Here is a 17,564-nt window from a genome sequence, read left to right on the forward strand (position 1 = left end):
GGATCTGACCCCAAGAGCATTTCCGACAGATCGTGAATATCTGTCGAAGGCGGGATGGGTCCGGTTGCGGGAGTGTCCGCGGCATGGATGCCGCGGCCAAGCCCCCATGGATGGGTTTACGGCGTCTCCCGCAACCGGACCAACCCCGCCAACCCTCAGGAAACCAGCTTCTGCTGTTGCTGTTGCTTGTAACGGGTGCAGGGCGCAGCCCTGCCGAGCAACCCTATACTTGCCGCCGTGACCGAATTCCCTGCCCTCGTTCCGCTGGATGCGCCCGTGCTGGTGGGCTACAGCGGTGGTGTCGACTCCACCGTGCTGCTGCACTGGCTGTGGCGCTGCGCACAGGCCTCCGGCACCTCGCTGCGCGCGGTGCACGTGCACCATGGCCTGCAAGCCGATGCGGACGACTGGGTGCTGCACTGCCAGCAGCAATGCGCGGCACGGGGCATCGAACTGGCCGTGCGCCACGTGCAGGTTGAAAGCGGTACGGGGCTGGGTCTCGAAGGTGCGGCACGGCAGGCGCGACGTGCCGCGTTCGCGGCCGAACTGCGCAACGGCGAAACACTGGCGCTGGCGCAGCACCTGGACGACCAGGCCGAGACATTCCTGCTGCGCGCCCTGCGCGCTTCCGGCGTCGATGGCCTGGCGGCGATGTCCACGCACAGCCGCCTTGGCGAAAAGCCTCTATGGCGACCGCTGCTGGCAGTGCCACGCAGTGCACTCCTCGACTACGCCCGCCAGCATGCACTGCACTGGATCGAAGACCCCAGCAACGCCGACGACCACGCCGATCGCAACTTCCTGCGCCTGCAGGTGCTGCCGCTGTTGCGCCAGCGCTGGCCGCATGCCGCTGCGGCGCTGGCGGGCAGCGCAGTGCACTGCGGGCAGACCCGCGAGCTGCTGGACGAGGAAGACGCCGAGCTGATCGCACACCTGGAAGTCGCTCCACGCGTGCTGTCGCTGCAGCTGCTACGCCAGGTCTCACCGGGGCGCGCCGCGCGCGTACTGCGCGCCTGGGTGACCGGCCACGGTGCGGCACCGCTGCCGGCCACCGTGCTGCAGCAGGCGCTGGACGAGCTGCTGCCGGCCGACAACGATCGCCAGGCGCGGGTGCGCTGGCACGATCACGCGATCCAACAGTGGCGCGACCACGCCTACCTTCTGCCGGCCCGGCTGCCTGCGCTTCCCCACGAGTGGCAGGCCGAATGGGATGGACGCGCACCGCTGGCACTGCCAGATGGCGGACAGCTGCGCCTGCAGGGCACCCCGGCCTTCGATCGCCCGCTGCAGGTCCGTGCACGCGTGGGCGGTGAGCGCATTCTGCTGCCCGGTCGCCAGCATTCGCACGCGTTGAAGGACTGCCTGCAACGCGAACACCTCGCCCCCTGGCGGCGCGCGCAGCTGCCGCTGATCTTTGATGGCCCGCAGTTGCTGGCCGCCGCCGACGTGGTCGTCGCCGCACCGCTGCAGGCCTGGCTGCAGGCGCATGGCGCACAGTTGCAGTGGCGCCCGGGCGGCTGGTGAATTGACCCCCGCGCGCGGCCCGTCCACACTTGCCGCATGGCCAAGAAGTCCCCCGAAAACGCCTCCCCGGTCGCCCAGTTCGAGCAGTCGCTCGAATCGCTGGAGCAGCTGGTGGAGCAGATGGAAACCGGCGAGCTGAGCCTGGAAGCTTCGCTCAGTGCTTACGAACGTGGCGTCGGTCTGTATCGCCAGTGCCAGCAGGCGCTGGAGCAGGCCGAGCTGCGCGTGCGCCTGCTCAGCGATCCGGCGCAGCCGGAGGCATCCGAGCCTTTCGATCCGCCCAGCCATGACGGCTGAGGTTCTGTTCGCGCGCTGGCGCGACCGTATCGAAAGCCAGCTCGACGCCGCGCTGCCCTCGCCTGCCGAAGCGCCGCAGCGCCTGCACCAGGCCATGCGCTATTCGGTGCTGGGCGGTGGCAAACGCATGCGCCCGCTGCTGGTCTATGCCAGTGGCCACCTGTTCGGTGCGCAGCCGGAAAGCCTGGATGCGGCCGCCATGTCCGTCGAACTCATCCACGCCTACTCGCTGGTGCATGACGACCTGCCGGCGATGGATGACGACGCGCTGCGTCGCGGCAAGCCGACCACCCACATCGCCTTCGATGAAGCCACCGCGATTCTGGCAGGCGACGCGCTGCAGACCCGTGCCTTCGGCCTGCTGGCCGATGCACCGCTGCCGGCCACGCTGCGCGTGGCCTGCCTGCAGACCCTGGCCCACGCGTCCGGCGCCGCTGGCATGTGCGGCGGCCAGGCGCTGGATATCGATGCCACCGGCCAGCAGCAGACGCTGGCGGCATTGACCCGCATGCATGCCCTGAAGACCGGCGCGCTGATCCGTGCGGCGGTGCGCATGGGCGCGCTGTGCGGCCAGGCCCACGAACCTCAGCTGGCCCAGCTGGACAGCTTCGCCGACGCACTCGGCCTGGCCTTCCAGGTACGCGACGACATCCTCGATGTCGAGGCCAGTTCCGAGCAACTGGGCAAGACCGCCGGCAAGGACCAGGCGCAGGACAAGAGCACCTTCCCCGCCCTGCTCGGCATGGACGGGGCGAAGGCCCAGCTGCACGAACTCGCGGCACGCATGCAGGCGATCCTGGCCGGGTATGGCGAAGAGGCCGATGCACTGCGTGCACTGGCGACGCTGGCGGTCGAACGCGATCATTGATCGCTCGCCGGGCACCGCCCGTCGCGCCCCGCACATGAAAACGCCCGGCAATGCCGGGCGTTCTCAATTCCGCATGCCGCCGGTATTACTTGATCAGGCGCAGTGCGAACGGGTAGCGGTAGGCTTCGCCGTTGTTGGCCTTGACCGCTGCGATGATGCTGAACACCAGGCTGATGATGCCCACGATCGGGGCCAGGAACACGCCGATGATCACGATGGTCAGGATCATGCTGATGACCATGGCGATGGTCACGGTGATCTGGAAGTTCAGGGCTTCCTTGGCCTGGTCGGTCACGAAGGCCTTGCCCGCGTCATCCTTGTTGATCAGCCAGATGATCAGCGCGCCGATGAAGCCGGTGAAGATGCCCAGCAGGTGCGCGGCCAGGGCCATGGTGCGCTGGTCGGCCGGCACGTCGGTGGTGGCCGGCGGCGGCGGGACGTTATCGAATTCGCTCACGACAAAACTCCTTTTCATTGGGTGGTCTTGACCCACCAGCACCAAGCTGGTTGCGTCAGGCGGGCATAGCTTACGCCATCGACGCCATCAATCATTACCGGCGATGGTCATCCGCCCCAGCAGGATCGAACCGGTCCGGATGTGCGAGCGCGGGTCGACGTCACTGCCGACCGCTTCGATGCTGCTGAACATCTCGCGCAGGTTGCCGGCGATGGTGATGCCATCCACCGGGTACTGGATCTCACCATTCTCGACGCGGAAGCCGCCGGCACCGCGCGAGTAGTCGCCGGTCACCCCGTTCACGCCCTGCCCCATCAATTCGGTCACCAGCAGGCCATCGCCCATCTGCCGGGCGATGTCCTGCAGGGAGCCCGCGTTGGCGGCCAGCTGCAGGTTGTGCACGCCACCGGCATTGGCGGTGGTCTGCAGCCCCAGCTTGCGTGCCGAGTAGCTGCCCAGCACATAGCGCTGCAGCACGCCGTCACGGACCAGGGCCGAAGCACGCGTGGCCACGCCGTCACCGTCGAAGGCGGCCGAGCGCAGGCCACGGCGCAGGTGGGGCAGTTCCTCGATCTGCATCCAGTCCGGGAACAGCTGCTGGCCAACGCTGTCCAGCAGGAAGCTGGCCTGGCGGTACAGCGCTCCGCCGGACACCGCCGACAGCAGGTGGCCGACCAGGCTGCGCGCTACTTCCGGGGCGAACAGCACCGGCATGCTGCCGGTGGCCATCGAACGAGGCTGCAGGCGGGCGACGGTGCGCTCGGCAGCACGACGACCGACCAGGCCCACCTCTTCCAGATCCTCGCGGGCCAGCGCGCTGGTGTACCAGCCATCGCGCTGCATGCCATCGCCCTGGCCGGCGATCAGCGCACAGCCCACCGAATGATGGGTGCCACGCTCACGGCCGAAAAAGCCATGCGAATTGGCGTACACCGACAGGCTCTGCATGCTCGAAACCGAGGCGCCGTCGGAATTACGGATCTGCGCATCGGCCTCACGGCCTGCGTTCTCGCAGGCCAGGGCCAGGTCCACCGCCTCGTCGGCCTGCAGCGCCCAGGGGTGCCAGGCATCCAGATCCGGGAAATCGGTGGCCATCAGTGCGGCCTCGGCCAGGCCGGCAGCCGGGTCATCTTCGGTGTGCCGGGCGATCGCACAGGCCTGCTCGACCGTGGCGGCAAGGCTGGCCTCGTTCAGGTCGCCGGTGCTGGCGCTGCCCTTGCGTTGGCCGAAATAGACGGTGACGGCGATACCGCGGTCACGGGTGGACTGCACGGTCTCCACCTCGCCAAGGCGGACATTGACCTCCAGGCCACGATCCTCGCTGCAGCTGACCTCGGCCTGGCTGGCGCCCAGCGCACGGGCGCGGTCGAGCAGCTGCTGGGAGAGGTCGGCCAGCCGTTCCAGCCGGGCCAGGCTGTCGTCGCCGACAGCGACTTCAGGGGCGATCACGTTCAATGCTTTATCCTGTACGGGTTGGGCCCGGCATCACGCCGGGCGACTTTTTTTGAGATCAGGTAGGAACGATGCGCGGACGCGACGAAGAAACCGGTGAATTCCACGACAAGAGCCGCAGCCAGAACCGGCGCGACGCGCTCGACGTCCTGGCCCTGGGCGAGAAGCTGGTGTCGTTGACCCCGGCCCAGCTGGCACGCCTGCCGATCCCGGAAGACCTGCTGCCGCATATCGCCGAATGCAAGCGCATCACCGCCCACATCGCCCACAAGCGCCAGCTGGCGTTTCTGGCCAAGCACATGCGCCGCGAAGAAGACGCCACGCTGGATGCGATCCGCGATGCGCTGGACGCCAACAGCGAAACCGGTCGCCGTGAAGTGGCGATGATGCACCGCGCGGAAGACTGGCGCGAGCGCCTGCTGGCCGAGGGTGACAAGGCGCTGGCTGCACTGCTGGACGACTACCCGCAGGCCGACCGCCAGCAGCTGCGCACGCTGGTGCGCAATGCGCAGGCCGAGAAGGCCAGGAACAAGCCGCCGCGCGCCTACCGCGAAATCTTCCAGGTGCTGCGCGCCCTGATGCTGCCGGCCGCGCTGGGCCTGAAGGCCAGCGCCGAAGACGCCGACCCCGTCGACAGCGACGAAGCCGACGAGGACTGAGTCCGCGCCGGCCTGGGCGGTGGCGCTGGCCATCGCCCGGCTCAGGCCTGGGTACCGCCGACCGTGATGCCCTCGATCAGCAGCGAGGGCTGGCCGACACCCACGGGCACGCTCTGCCCGTCCTTGCCACAGATGCCCACGCCCTCGTCCAGGGCCAGATCGTTGCCGACCATGCGCACCTTCTGCATGGTTTCCGGACCGTTGCCGATCAGCGTCGCACCCTTCACCGGCGTGGTGATGCGGCCATCCTCGATCAGGTAGGCCTCAGTGGCCGAGAACACGTACTTGCCGCTGGTGATGTCGACCTGGCCGCCACCGAAGTTGACTGCGTACAGGCCCTTCTTCACCGAACGGATCATTTCCTGCGGGTCATGCTGGCCGGCGCGCATGTAGGTGTTGGTCATGCGCGGCATGGTCAGGTGCGCGAACGATTCACGACGCCCGTTGCCGGTCGGCGCCATGCCCATCAGCCGTGCGTTGAGACTGTCCTGCATGTATCCCACCAGGATGCCGTCTTCGATCAGCGTGGTGCACTGGGTCGGGTGGCCTTCGTCGTCGATGTTCAACGAGCCACGGCGACCGTCCAGCGTGCCGTCGTCGACGATGGTCACGCCCGGCGCCGCCACCCGCTCACCGATGCGGCCGGCGTAGACGCTGGTGCCCTTGCGATTGAAGTCCCCCTCCAGGCCATGGCCGACCGCTTCGTGCAGCAGCACGCCGGGCCAGCCCGGTCCGAGCACCACCGGCATCACCCCGGCCGGTGCCGGAACGGCGTCCAGGTTCACCAGCGCCTGGCGCAGTGCCTCGCGGGCGAACGCTTCCGGACGCCCCTCGGCGAACAGTTCCCCGTAGCCATAGCGGCCACCGCCTCCGGCATAGCCGGACTCGCGACGGCCGTTGTGTTCGACGATCACCTGCACGTTCAGGCGCACCAACGGGCGCACGTCGGCTCCCAGTACACCGTCGCTGCGGGCGATCAGCACCGTATCGACGCCGCCGGACAGGCTGACCATGACCTGCTTCACGCGCGGATCGGCGGCACGCAGGTAGCCATCCAGGCGCTTGAGCACCTCGACCTTGGCCTCGTTGCCGATGCCATCGATCGGGTCCAGCGCCGGGTACAGCGCGCGCGCGTTGCCGCGCAGCAGCGACCGCCCGGACTGGGCGCCACCTTCACGCGAGATCGCACGCGCCGACTGCGCCGCCGTCAGCAGCGCATCAGCATGGATGTCGTCGGAGTAGGCGAAGCCGGTCTTCTCGCCGGAAATCGCCCGCACGCCCACGCCCTGCTCGATGGAATGGGCGCCGTCCTTGACGATGCCGTCTTCCACGCTCCAGCTCTCGCGGCGGGCATGCTGGAAATAAAGGTCGCCAAAGTCCACACCGGGGCCGAGCAGCTGGCCGAAGGTGCGCTCCAGGCCAGCGGTATCCAGGCCACCGGGGCGCAGCAGGCGGTCTTGGGCAAGCGTCAGGGCGATGTCAGTCATGTGTCTCGATCTGGGGATGCGGGGGCGCTGAGGCAAGCCCCATGAACAGGAAAACCACGCTCAGCGCGAGTGCGAGCGTGGCAGGTCGGTGACCGTCGGCGGCACCGCTGGAGCCGGGCCCGGTGCAGGCGCCGGCGGGGTTTTGTCGCGGCTGCGTTCAATCACGTCCACCTTCGGCTCCTTCCATGGGCCGGTCACCTTGTAGGTACGGGCGCCGATCTCGCCGAGCGGTTTGGACAATACCGCATTGGTGGCGGCGCCGAGTGCCGCGCCCACCGGGCCGCCGGCCACTGCGCCGACCACGGTCAGCAGGTTGCCGGCGCGCGGGTTGACGTCGATGGTCTGGTCGAACTGCTGGTTGCGCAGGTCGGCCTGGCCGCGGATGGTGATGTTGGCTGCCGGGCCTTCGATCAGCACTTTGTCGGTGCGTGCCATGCCCTGGCCGAACTGCATGCTGCCGTCGATCTGGTTGAACGCGAAGCCCTTGGAGAAGAAGTCGCGGAAGTCGAACATCAGGCGCCGCGGCAGCTGGGTGACACTGAGCAGGCCCAGCACCCGGCCAGCGCCCGGTTCCAGCTCCAGCAGCTGGCCGTTGCGCGCGTGCAGGTCCAGGCGGCCCTGCAGGTTGCCCAGCTGGAAGTCCGACGGCCCCCCACTCCACGTGGCCTGCAGCTGCGCCTGGCCGGAACCGCCACGCAGCTGGCCGCCGTAGTCGAGGTTCTGCATCAATCCGCCCAGGTCCTCGCTGCGCACCTGTGCGGTCAGCTCGGTGCGGCCACCACCGGTGCGGCCCAGCCAGCGACCGCTGATGTCGATCTCCTGGTCGGGCGCACGGAAGCGCAGCTCGTCCACGTTCAGGCCATTGGCCAGCGGCCGCGTACGCAGTACCGCCTGGCCCAGCACCACCTTGCCGAACTTCAGGTCGGCGATGTCCAGCGCGAACGGCGGCAGCTTGGCCGGGTCCATGTCGTTGGCGCCGGCCTGTACCCGTGCCGGTGCGGCCGATGCACCCGGAGCCGCCGGCAGGGATTGCCAGTGCACGCGGTCGAGCTGGCCACTGATGGTGCCGCCGTCTGCATTGGGGACGGTCAGGCGCCCGGCCAGCGACGGGCCGTCCAGGCGCACATCCAGTGCCTGCGCGCCCGGGCGCAGCTGCAACCGGGTCTGCTCGAACACGCCACCGATCAGCTTCAACTGGCCGACCTGCACGTCCACCGCACGCAGCGGCATGGCGTCGTCATCACTGCCACCCCGCGCCAGACTGATCCACTCCAGAGCGTCCAGGGTCGGACTGCGGCCATTGACGGTCAATCCGCTCGGCGGCGGCTCGCGGTCGACATGGTCGCTGCCCAGCGTCACCTGCACACCGGTCTGGTTGTTGTGGCTGCGTGCGGCCAGCGCCAGGCGCTGGCCGAACGCAACGTCGATGCGGCCGGCCCCCATCGGCAGCTGTGCAGCCACGGTGGTCGCCAACGGCTCGGCAGCCGGTTTGTCCAGCGGCGCCGGCAGGTCCAGCCGGGTCCCGACCAGATCGGAGCTCAACCGCAGCTCGCTGGGCGGCGCAGGCGCCCCTGGAGCGACCTTGGGCAGGCTGACCGCGATGGTCCACGGCGAGGTTCCCGTGATGTAGGGCTTGAGCCAGGCCATCTCCGGCGCGCGGTCGATCAGCACGCCAGCATCCAGCGTGGCCGACAGCTGCGATTCGAAGGCCAGTCTGCTGTCGTGCACGTAGCCACCGGCACGCAGGCTCAGGCGACCGTCCTGGCCAAGGTGGCGCACCGACAGTGCCTCGGCATCGAAACCGCCATTGCTGTAGCGCGCCTGCCCCTGCATGTTGTCGAAGGCGAGCTGGAAGCGCTTGTCGACCAGCTTCACGCCGGCCAGATCGACCGTCCCCTGCAGGTGGCCGCCACCTTCATCGTGGTGCAGTGGCTGCAGCAGATCGAAGGTCACATGCGCCGGGCCGGCAGCAGTGAGGTTGTCCAGGGTGTCGCCATAATCCTTGTGCAGCGGGCTCTGCCGCAGCATCGCCAGCAGCTTGCCCGCCTCGCTCTGCGCATCGGCGCGCACATACAGCGGCTGCTGCCCGAAATCCGGAATGCCCGCCTCGAACTTCTGCACCGCCACACCGGCCAGATCGCCGCGCCCATGCATGTCGAAGCCGGGGCCGATGAAGGCGATATCGGCGTCGACCTGGCTCATCAACGGCCAATCGTGCTGGAAACGGATGTCACCGTTGGTGATATGGCCGGTGGCCTCGAAGCGGCCATCGTTGTTGTCGAACGGCCAGTCGTCCAGGTCGCCACTGACCAGGCCGATGCCATTGCGCACCTGGCCGCCGGCCAGCGCCATGTCCAGCCAGTCGGTGGCGCCCTTGCTCATCTTGGAGTGTATCCAGAAGCGCTTGGCCGCGGTCATCGGCACGTCGTCCAGCTTGGCCGCCAGCTGCAGCCACGGCCGCGTACCGTCGCCCTGGAACCAGACCCCGCCGCGCACGTCGGCCGCATAGTCGGTGCCTTCCACGCGCATCGCCGCAGTACCGATACGCCAACCACCGCCCTCGTCGCGCCAGCCCACCACCTGTCCCGCCAGATGCAGGTCATGACGCACACCAAAGCCGGTCGGCCAATCGAACTGCAGCTGCCGTTGCGGCTGCAACTGCAGGCTGAAGCCATCCGCGTCGCCTTCGAAGCGCCCGCCCAGGCCGCGCAGGCCGGGCGAATTGCCCACGCTGGCGAAGCCCAGCGACTGCAGTTCGCCCTGCGCCCACAGCGGGCCATCGCGTTCGCCCGCCAGCTGCAACTCGCGCACATCCAGCTGCGGCCTGGACAGGAACAGCCAGCGACGCAGGCCCGGTTCGAGACGATCGCTCAGGGCCAGCGCACGCAGCGCGGTGCCGGCCTGCACTTCGCCAGAACGGACCCGCAGCTGCTTGCCAAGCTGCAGCTGCAGGCCATCGAGCTGCTGCTCGCCCTCTTCGGTTTTCAGGCGCAGGCGCGGCACCTGCAACGCCCAGCCATCAGCCTGGCGCTGCCAGCGCAGGCGTGCCTGCAACCGCTGCAGCTGCAGCTGCGGAGCCGCCATCGAGGGCATCGGCGCGCCATCGATGCGGACATCACGCAGGTCCGAATCGGTGGTCACCGCCACCGGCGCGAAATCGCGCAGGGTCAGCCACAGGTTGAGTTCGCCCTTGCCTTCGCGCAGGCGCACACCGCCGGCCGCCAGCAGCGGCGACCAGGCATGGAAATCGACCGGATCGGCGCCCAGCCAGGCCTGGCCATTGCCGCGCACGCGGTCCACGTCCAGCACCGCCGTCAACGGCAGCGCTTCGGTCTGGGCCCAGGCACGCACGCCTACACGCAGGCGGTCGCCGTTGACCCGCAGGCGCACGTCGATGCGTGGCAGCGTGGTGTCGATCCCCAGCCCCGGCGCATGCACGCCCAGGCGGCCTCCGATCACCTGCAGTTCGCCCAGCCGGCGCAGCGCATCCAGCGGGTCCCCGCCATTGGCGGCCTGCGGCAGGCCGCGTACCGACCAGCGACCGTCCTCGCCCTGCTGCAGGTCGAGCGCCAGGCCACGCAGGCGCAGCTCGGTCAGCGACCGGCCAGGCAACAGGCCGCTGTACATCGATACCAGCACTTCGGCCTCGCCGATCGCCAGGCCCTGGCCGGCGCCGATGCGCAGGCCCTTGAGCTGCAGCAGCGGGCCGCGCCGGGTCCAGGCGGTCTGCAGCTGGTCGAAACGCACCGGCTGGCCAGCGCGTTCACTCAGCCAGGCGGCAATCCTGTCGGGATGGCGCTCGGCCAGCGGCAGCAGCTGGCTGAGGGTGCCCACCAGCAGTGCAAGCCCGACCAGGCCCACCGCGCAGGCGGCAATGAAATGACGGCGGATCCTTCGCAGTCGCAGGCGCGGCGGCGCGCTCATCGGCCACCGCCGGCCTGCGGCCGGCGAGGATCAGAGCAGAACGACATCGAATTGCTCCTGCAGGTACTGCTCGTCCGCCTGGAAGCGGATGCTCTTGCCGAGGAATTCCTCCAGCTCGGCCACCGCCGCGGATTCCTCGTCGGTGATGCGCGCGACCACCTTGGTCGACGCGATCACCAGCAGGCGCGCGGCATCGAACTGGCGCACGGCACGGGTGATCTCGCGGAAGATCTCGTAGGTCACCGTCTCGGTGGTCTTGATGCTGCCGCGGCCGCTGCACTGCGGGCAGGTTTCCGACAGCTGGCGCTCCAGGCTTTCCACCGTGCGCTTGCGGGTCATCTCCACCAGGCCCAGTGGCGAGAAGTCGTACACCGTGGTCTTGGCATGGTCGCGGGCCAACGCCTTTTCCAGGGTGCGCAGCACCTGGCGGCGATGCTCGGCATCGTCCATGTCGATGAAATCGATGATGATGATGCCGCCCAGGTTGCGCAGCCGCAGCTGCCGTGCCACCGCCTGTGCCGCTTCCAGGTTGGTGCGGAACACCGTCTCTTCCAGGTTGCGCTGGCCGAGGAACGAACCGGTGTTGACGTCGATGGTGGTCATCGCCTCGGTCTGGTCGATCACCAGGTAGCCACCGGATTTCAGCGGCACCTGCTTGTCCAGCGCGCGGCCGATCTCGTCCTCCACCCCGAACATGTCGAAGATCGGGCGATCACCGCTGTACAGCTCGATCTTCTCGGCCAGCACCGGCATGTACTTGGCAACAAAGGCCTGCAACTGCGCGAAGGTCTCCTTGGAGTCCACCTTCACCTTGTCAACGTCCTTGCGGATCAGGTCGCGTACCGATCGCAGCGGCAGGCTCAGGTCTTCATAGATGTTGCTGCACGAGGCCGCTTCGCGGCCACGACGCTCGACCACGTTCCAAACGCGCGACAGGTAGGCGATGTCCTCGGCGATGGCCTCTGCCGGCTGGCCCTCGGCATTGGTACGCACGATGTAGCCGTAGCCCCCGTGCTGCGCCGACAGTTCGGTCACCAGCGCCTTCAGGCGGGCGCGCTCGGTTTCATCCTCGATGCGTGCGGAAACGCCCACGACCTTGGATTGCGGCAGCAGCACCATGTAGCGCGAGGGAATGCTGATCTGGGTGGTCAGGCGTGCGCCCTTGGTCCCGATCGGGTCCTTCACCACCTGCACCACGATGTCCTGGCCGTCGCGCAGCAGCTCGACGATCGGCACGCTGGATGGCGGCGGCAGCGTGGTGTTCTCGGTATCGGCACTGGCCACCGGCGCCGGCCGCACCACGTCGTTGGCATGCAGGAACGCGGCACGCTCCAGCCCGACTTCGACGAAGGCGGCCTGCATGCCGGGCATCACCCGCTGCACCTTGCCCTTGTAGATGTTGCCGACCACACCCCGGCGCCAACCGCGCTCGATGTGCAGTTCCTGCAGCATGCCGTTCTCGATCACCGCGACCCGGGTTTCGCGCGGGGTCACATTGACCAGGATTTCCTCAGACATCGGCAGCCTCCCTGGCGGCATCGGCAGTTGTGGCCGGCACGCCGCAGCGCGCCAGCAGACGATCGGTATGCAGCAATGGCAGCCCCATGACGCCGGAGTAGCTGCCGGAAAGATGTTCGATCCAGCGCTCGGCCCCGCCCTGGATGGCGTAGGCCCCGGCCTTGTCCAACGGCTCGCCGGTGGCCACGTAGGCGGCGATGTCGGCAGCGTCGATCGGGGCGAAGGTCACTTCGGAAATGACCAGTTCGCTGTCCAGCCCGTCCGCGCCGACCACCACCACGGCGGTCATCACCTGATGGGTACGCCCGGCAAGGCGCGTCAGCATCGCCCGCGCATCGGCGGCGTCAGTGGGCTTTCCGAACACGTCACCATCCAGCACCACCTCGGTGTCCGAGCCGAGCACGCGCGCCTGCGGGTCATCGGCCAGCATCCGGGCCAGCCCGGCGCGCGCCTTGTCGGCGGCGACCCGGCAGACATACTGTTCGGCGCTTTCAGCGGGCGCGCGCTGCTCGACGACCTCCAGGTCCAGGGCCTGGAAGGGGCGTCCGAGTCGGGCCAGCAGCTGGTTGCGTCGGGGGGAGCGGGAAGCAAGATAGAGCATCGGCACAGCATAACCTGAGGCCGCCACCTGAATCGTCGGCAACCCGTCCCGGAACGTGCGCAACCCCGAACGGGCTCACAGCGCGTTCATCGCTACGACACCACCCTCAACGGCACAACAAGGAGTTCTCCATGCGCCTGACCGCCACCCCGCTGCTGCTCGCCCTGTCCCTCGCCCTTGGAACCTCGATGACCGCCCATGCTGCCCCGTCGTCGCCGTCGATCGCCGCCCCGGCCGAAGGCACCCTGCTGAACATCTCGGCCAATGCCGAGGCGACCCGCGTCCCGGACGTGGCCACCCTGTCGGCCGGTGTGGTCACCCAGGCCGCCGATGGCAACAGCGCCATGCGCCAGAACGCCCAGCAGATGGACAAGGTACTGGCCGCGATCAAGGCCGCCGGCATCGCCGAGCGCGACGTGCAGACCAGTGGCGTCAGCCTCAACCCGCAGTACCGCTATGCCGACAACGAAGCACCGAAGATCACCGGCTACCAGGCCAGCAACACGGTCAGTCTGAAGGTGCGCGACATCGCCAAGCTGGGCAAGGTGCTGGACGCACTGGCTGCGCAGGGCGCCAACCAGATCAACGGCCCCAGCTTCGAGATCGACCAGCCGGAACCGGTCTACGACGAAGCGCGCCTGGCTGCACTGAAGAAGGCCCAGGCCCGCGCCCAGACCTATGCGAAGTCGCTGGGCCTGCAGGTGCGCCGCATCGTCAGCATTTCCGAGAACAGCAACGGCGGTTTCCGCCCGATGCAGATGATGCGCACCATGTCGGCCGGCGCGGCGATGGACAAGGCCACCCCGGTCGCACCGGGTGAGTCGACCGTCTCGGTCAACCTGGACGTGGTGTTCGAACTGGGTCGCTGATCCCGTTCGCCATTGCCGACAAAGGCGGATCCCGCAGGGGGTCCGCCTTTTTCATGCCCGCAGCCGGCGTTGGCTGAAGGCCAGCCCAACGATCGCCCCCCTGCCTCTAGGCAGTGGCCGCCCTGTCGCGCTACTGATGGACTGCCAGCCGCGTGCGGCAACCCCGCCACGGGCCCTGGTGCGTTGAGGACTTCGTCACTGGCATGGAGGTGGACCATGGTTCGTACGTATCCCGTTGCATCCCCGCATTTCGACCCCGCCCGCGTTGCCGCCTGGAGCGCGGCCATCGCCCTGCATCTGCTGGCCTTCCTGTTGCTGCTGATCCCGGCGACCTACCAGGCCGTGCAGGTCCCACGTGACAAGACTGCGGTCAGGCTGATCGAGAAGATCCCGCCACCGCCCACGCCGCCGGTTCCGATCACGCCGAAAGAGATCGTCCAGGTGGTGCCGAAACCCCGGACACAGCCGGTAGCACCGCCACTGCCTGCACCCACCGCGACCGTGGAGGAGACCCAGGGCATCGCACTGCCGGCCGCCGAACCGGCCCCGCCCCAGCTGGCACCGAGCATCGATACCTCCACGCCTCTGGCCGGCGCCCAGCTGCAGTACCGCAGCGCCCCGCCGCCGGCCTACCCGCTGGCGGCACTGCGCAACCGCGAGCAGGGGACGGTGCTGTTGCGGGTGGAGGTGGACTCCCACGGGCAGCCGGCGGTGGTCAGCATCGAGCGCAGCAGTGGCTCGCGCAGCCTGGACCAGGCCGCACGCCAACAGGTGCTCAGGCACTGGCGCTTCGAGCCGGCCCAGCGTGATGGCGTGGCCGTGCCGGCCATCGGCATGGTGCCGGTGCAGTTCTCGCTGCCGGACTGAGGTGATCGCCGGCCCGGCTGCTTGCCGGGCCGGCGCTTCCGTCCGGACGGGTACGGACGGAACAGGATCAACTGTTATTGATTAAGCAAAAATTCACGACTTCGTCACCTGTCGGAAACCTAGATTGGTCCGTCCCGGAATCTTCCGGAGACAGCCCTCAACGCTACGGTTTTCCAGTTAGGAGAGAAGCTGTGAAACACCTGATCCAACGGCCCGCCAGCCGCCGCCGCACCACCCTGGCATCGTCCATCACCCATATCCTTACCGGCGGCACGCTGCTGCTGGTTGGCGCCGTGGCTTCCACCTCCGCTTTCGCGCAGGAAAAGGCCACCAACCTGGACCGCATCACGGTCACCGGTTCGAACATCCCGCGCACCAACACTGAAACACCGTCCCCGGTGCAGGTGGTGACCCGCCAGGAAATCGACCGTACGGGCAAGACCACGGTTGCCGAGTACCTGCAGACACTGACCGCCGACGGTTCCGGCTCCATTCCCAAGACCTTCGGCAACGGCTTTGCCGGCGGTGGTGCCGGCATCTCGCTGCGCGGCTTGGGCGCGGGTTCGACCCTTGTCCTGTTGAATGGTCGCCGCATGGCCACCTACGGCCTGGCCGATGACGGCCAGAAGGTCTTCACCGACCTGAGCACCATCCCGCTCGACGCCGTCGAACGCGTGGAAGTGCTGAAGGACGGCGCCTCGGCGATCTATGGTTCCGACGCAATCGCCGGCGTGGTCAACATCATCCTGCGCAGCGATTTCCAGGGCGCGATCCTTCGCGCCTCTTACGGCCTGTCTGGCGACAGCGATGGCGACGCGAAGAAGGCGACCCTGACCGCCGGTACCGGCGATCTGGCCACCGACGGCTGGAATGCCTTCTTCAGCCTGGATGTGGCAAAGACCGACGCGATCAAGATCAGTGATCGCAAGAACCGCAAGTGGATCGGTACCGGCGATACCCGCCCGTGGGGCTATGGCAACAACGCCCAGTTCCTCGGCGGCGCCTTCCTCAGCGGCAAGACCCGCGGCGGTGTTGGTCCGAACGGTTCGGTGTATGACGATCGCAATGTGACCAAGGACAATCCTGCCTTCCTGGTCGCATTGCCGGGCTGTGCTGGCCTGACCACCATTCCCGGCCAGACCGAGGCTACTGCACAGGCGCAGGGCTGCCTGTGGGATCCGAACCAGCTGTATCGCGATCTGACCCCGGAAGAGAAGTACGTCAACGTGTTTGGCCGTGCCAGCTTCGCGTTTGGTGAAGGTGGCGAGATCTACACCGAAATCGGCTACTCGAAGAAAGAGACCACCTTCAGCAACACCCCGTCCGGCGTATCCGGCAGCTGGGGCTTCCCCGAAGGCCCGGTCAACGGCAACAGTGGCCCGGGCGCAGTGGTGCTGGGCCCGAATCATCCTGACAATCCCATTCCCGGCCAGGCCTCGCGCCTGCGTTATTCGGCGTGGGATGTCGGTCCCCGCGTGACCAACAACACCAATGAGTTCACCCGCTTCCTGGTCGGCGTCAAGGGCAACTGGGGCGACTGGAGCTACGACACCGCCTATCTGCACTCGGGCACTGATCTGGTCAACAAGCGCACCGGCTTCCTCAACTACGACAACGTACGTTGCGCATTGGCCAACCCGAACTGCGCCGGTGGTGTTTGGCGCATCGGTGACAACGCGGGCATGAACTCGCAGGCGTTGTACGACTTCATCTCGCCGGATATCAGCGCCCGCGCCAAGTCCAGCCTGGACATGTTCGACTTCACCGTGTCGCGCAGCCTGATGGACCTGAAGGGTGGCCCGCTGGGCCTGGCATTGGGTACCGAATGGCGCAAGACCAGCAACAGCCTGACCCCGCAGACCTACACCGACAAGGGCCAGATCATCGGCCTGGGCTACTCGGCCTACGACGGCACCCAGAACGTGTACGCAGGCTACGTTGAGCTGTCTGCGCCCGTGCTGGAAACCCTGGAACTGTCCGGTGCGGTTCGCTACGACAAGTACGAGAGCGGTGAAGGCAAGGCCACGCCGAAGATCGGCATCAAGTGGACCCCGGCCGACTGGATCGCACTGCGTGGCAGCTACGCCGAAGGCTTCCGGGCACCCAACCCGGCCGAGAACGGCGATGGTGGCCTGGCAGCGTTCTCCAACGCGTCCGATCCGGTACGTTGCCCGAACGGCAACCCTGCACCGGGTGCCACCGGGGATGACTGCGGTGCCCTGCCGGTGGCCATCATCACCCGCCCGAACAAGGATCTGAAGCCGGAAGAGTCCAAGAGCTACTCGGTTGGTATCGTCCTGCAGCCGACGTCCACGACCTCGCTGACCATCGATGCCTGGCAGATCAAGCGCACCAACGAAATTGCCCAGGGCAGCACCTCCGAAGCCATCGCCGCCGGCAACGTGTTGCGTGACAGCAACCTGCTCAACGGCGTGCCCGGCACCGGCAGCATCCTGGCAGTCAACACGCAGTACATCAATGCCGCATCGACCCGGGTCCGGGGTATCGATACCGATATCCGCCAGACCTTCGACATCGGCCCGGGCCAGCTGGAGATGGACCTGCAGTGGAGCCATGTGCTCAAGTTTGAGCGCACCGATGCCGACGTGACGGTTGACTACGCGGGTACTCACGGCAACTGCGACGTGACCAACTGCATCGGCACCCCGAAGGACCGCATCAACTTCGGCACCACCTGGAGGCAGGGTCCGTGGAGCGTCAGCGGCGTTGCCAACTACATCTCGAAGATGGACAACAAGGACTTCCGTGGTCCGAACGGCTCCTATCTGTTCGCGTATGCAGACGGAACGGACGTCAAGAAGATCTCCTCGTTCACCACCTTCGACCTGTCGGGCCGCTGGAACATCACTGAAGCCTTCGAGTTGAACGCCTCGGTGCAGAACGTGTTCGATCGCATCGCGCCGCTGGATCCGTCCACCTACGGCGGTGTCAACTACAACCCGCTGCACTTCAGTGGTGCCATCGGTCGCTACTTCACCGTCGGTGCCAAGTACACCTTCAAGTAATACAGGCAACACCCT

At 67.5% G+C, this 17,564-nt stretch carries 13 protein-coding genes; 7 read left to right on the top strand and 6 right to left on the bottom strand.

The window, feature by feature from the left end:
* The first annotated feature begins 237 nt into the window (after positions 1 to 237).
* The 3 genes from tilS to ACZLIB_RS16580 are packed head-to-tail and all read left to right on the top strand — an operon-like array spanning position 238 to position 2,689.
* Positions 238 to 1,524, top strand: coding sequence for a tRNA lysidine(34) synthetase TilS (tilS, locus tag ACZLIB_RS16570; protein WP_478468167.1), 1,287 nt, complete (start codon positions 238 to 240; stop codon positions 1,522 to 1,524).
* A gap of 36 nt (positions 1,525 to 1,560) precedes the next feature.
* On the top strand, positions 1,561 to 1,821 hold the full coding sequence (locus tag ACZLIB_RS16575; RefSeq protein WP_005410522.1) for an exodeoxyribonuclease VII small subunit: 261 nt from the start codon (positions 1,561 to 1,563) through the stop codon (positions 1,819 to 1,821).
* Entirely contained in the window at positions 1,811 to 2,689 is an 879-nt protein-coding gene (locus ACZLIB_RS16580; RefSeq protein ID WP_049398680.1) for a polyprenyl synthetase family protein, read from the top strand. Before ACZLIB_RS16575 ends, ACZLIB_RS16580 begins: the two co-directional genes overlap by 11 nt.
* Before the next feature lie 85 nt (positions 2,690 to 2,774).
* Here the strand turns inward: ACZLIB_RS16580 and ACZLIB_RS16585 are convergent, their stop codons facing one another.
* Positions 2,775 to 3,146: a DUF4870 domain-containing protein gene (locus ACZLIB_RS16585; protein WP_010482972.1), complete on the bottom strand. Its 372-nt coding sequence runs from the start codon at positions 3,144 to 3,146 to the stop codon at positions 2,775 to 2,777.
* Between the two features lie 87 nt (positions 3,147 to 3,233).
* Complete coding sequence (gene pmbA / locus ACZLIB_RS16590; protein ID WP_478468168.1) at positions 3,234 to 4,601, bottom strand: metalloprotease PmbA; 1,368 nt, start codon at positions 4,599 to 4,601, stop codon at positions 3,234 to 3,236.
* A gap of 68 nt (positions 4,602 to 4,669) precedes the next feature.
* On the opposite strand from pmbA, the gene yjgA reads away from it, so the two are divergent.
* Entirely contained in the window at positions 4,670 to 5,257 is a 588-nt protein-coding gene (yjgA, locus tag ACZLIB_RS16595) for a ribosome biogenesis factor YjgA (protein WP_049398682.1), read from the top strand.
* Positions 5,258 to 5,298: 41 nt separating this feature from the next.
* Here the strand turns inward: yjgA and tldD are convergent, their stop codons facing one another.
* Genes tldD through ACZLIB_RS16615 form a run of 4 tightly spaced genes read right to left on the bottom strand, consistent with a single transcriptional unit; the run spans position 5,299 to position 12,787 of the window.
* Positions 5,299 to 6,744: a metalloprotease TldD gene (tldD, locus tag ACZLIB_RS16600; RefSeq protein ID WP_478468170.1), complete on the bottom strand. Its 1,446-nt coding sequence runs from the start codon at positions 6,742 to 6,744 to the stop codon at positions 5,299 to 5,301.
* A 60-nt stretch (positions 6,745 to 6,804) separates the two neighbouring features.
* Positions 6,805 to 10,668 (bottom strand): YhdP family protein, encoded by a 3,864-nt coding sequence (locus tag ACZLIB_RS16605; protein ID WP_478468172.1) that lies wholly within the window; start codon positions 10,666 to 10,668, stop codon positions 6,805 to 6,807.
* A gap of 30 nt (positions 10,669 to 10,698) precedes the next feature.
* Positions 10,699 to 12,186: a ribonuclease G gene (rng, locus tag ACZLIB_RS16610; RefSeq protein WP_010482960.1), complete on the bottom strand. Its 1,488-nt coding sequence runs from the start codon at positions 12,184 to 12,186 to the stop codon at positions 10,699 to 10,701.
* The gene (locus ACZLIB_RS16615; RefSeq protein ID WP_478468174.1) at positions 12,179 to 12,787 is read right to left on the bottom strand and encodes a Maf family nucleotide pyrophosphatase; all 609 of its coding nucleotides are present in this window, start codon (positions 12,785 to 12,787) and stop codon (positions 12,179 to 12,181) included. The genes rng and ACZLIB_RS16615 overlap by 8 nt, the downstream gene beginning before the upstream one ends.
* A 131-nt stretch (positions 12,788 to 12,918) precedes the next feature.
* Here ACZLIB_RS16615 and ACZLIB_RS16620 point away from each other — a divergent pair, with 131 nt between their 5' ends.
* The 3 genes from ACZLIB_RS16620 (at position 12,919) to ACZLIB_RS16630 (ending at position 17,549) form a co-directional block, all read left to right on the top strand.
* Positions 12,919 to 13,656 carry an SIMPL domain-containing protein gene (locus ACZLIB_RS16620; protein ID WP_182266489.1) on the top strand — a complete coding sequence of 246 codons (738 nt, stop codon included), beginning with the start codon at positions 12,919 to 12,921 and terminating at the stop codon, positions 13,654 to 13,656.
* A gap of 216 nt (positions 13,657 to 13,872) precedes the next feature.
* Complete coding sequence (locus ACZLIB_RS16625; RefSeq protein ID WP_049462718.1) at positions 13,873 to 14,523, top strand: energy transducer TonB; 651 nt, start codon at positions 13,873 to 13,875, stop codon at positions 14,521 to 14,523.
* 191 nt (positions 14,524 to 14,714) lie between these two features.
* Positions 14,715 to 17,549, top strand: coding sequence for a TonB-dependent receptor (locus tag ACZLIB_RS16630; protein WP_478468175.1), 2,835 nt, complete (start codon positions 14,715 to 14,717; stop codon positions 17,547 to 17,549).
* The last annotated feature ends 15 nt before the right edge of the window (positions 17,550 to 17,564 follow it).

The sequence above is a fragment of the Stenotrophomonas sp. 220_Sma genome (assembly GCF_056487375.1).

Excerpts from the sequence above, each read along its gene's own strand:
- ACZLIB_RS16575 (WP_005410522.1), top strand. The coding sequence starts at position 1,561 with ATGGCCAAGAAGTCCCCCGAAAACGCCTCCCCGGTCGCCCAGTTCGAG.
- ACZLIB_RS16580 (WP_049398680.1), top strand. The coding sequence starts at position 1,811 with ATGACGGCTGAGGTTCTGTTCGCGCGCTGGCGCGACCGTATCGAAAGC.
- yjgA (WP_049398682.1), top strand. The coding sequence starts at position 4,670 with ATGCGCGGACGCGACGAAGAAACCGGTGAATTCCACGACAAGAGCCGC.
- tldD (WP_478468170.1), bottom strand. The coding sequence starts at position 6,744 with ATGACTGACATCGCCCTGACGCTTGCCCAAGACCGCCTGCTGCGCCCC.
- ACZLIB_RS16605 (WP_478468172.1), bottom strand. The coding sequence starts at position 10,668 with ATGAGCGCGCCGCCGCGCCTGCGACTGCGAAGGATCCGCCGTCATTTC.
- rng (WP_010482960.1), bottom strand. The coding sequence starts at position 12,186 with ATGTCTGAGGAAATCCTGGTCAATGTGACCCCGCGCGAAACCCGGGTC.
- ACZLIB_RS16615 (WP_478468174.1), bottom strand. The coding sequence starts at position 12,787 with ATGCTCTATCTTGCTTCCCGCTCCCCCCGACGCAACCAGCTGCTGGCC.
- ACZLIB_RS16620 (WP_182266489.1), top strand. The coding sequence starts at position 12,919 with ATGCGCCTGACCGCCACCCCGCTGCTGCTCGCCCTGTCCCTCGCCCTT.
- ACZLIB_RS16625 (WP_049462718.1), top strand. The coding sequence starts at position 13,873 with ATGGTTCGTACGTATCCCGTTGCATCCCCGCATTTCGACCCCGCCCGC.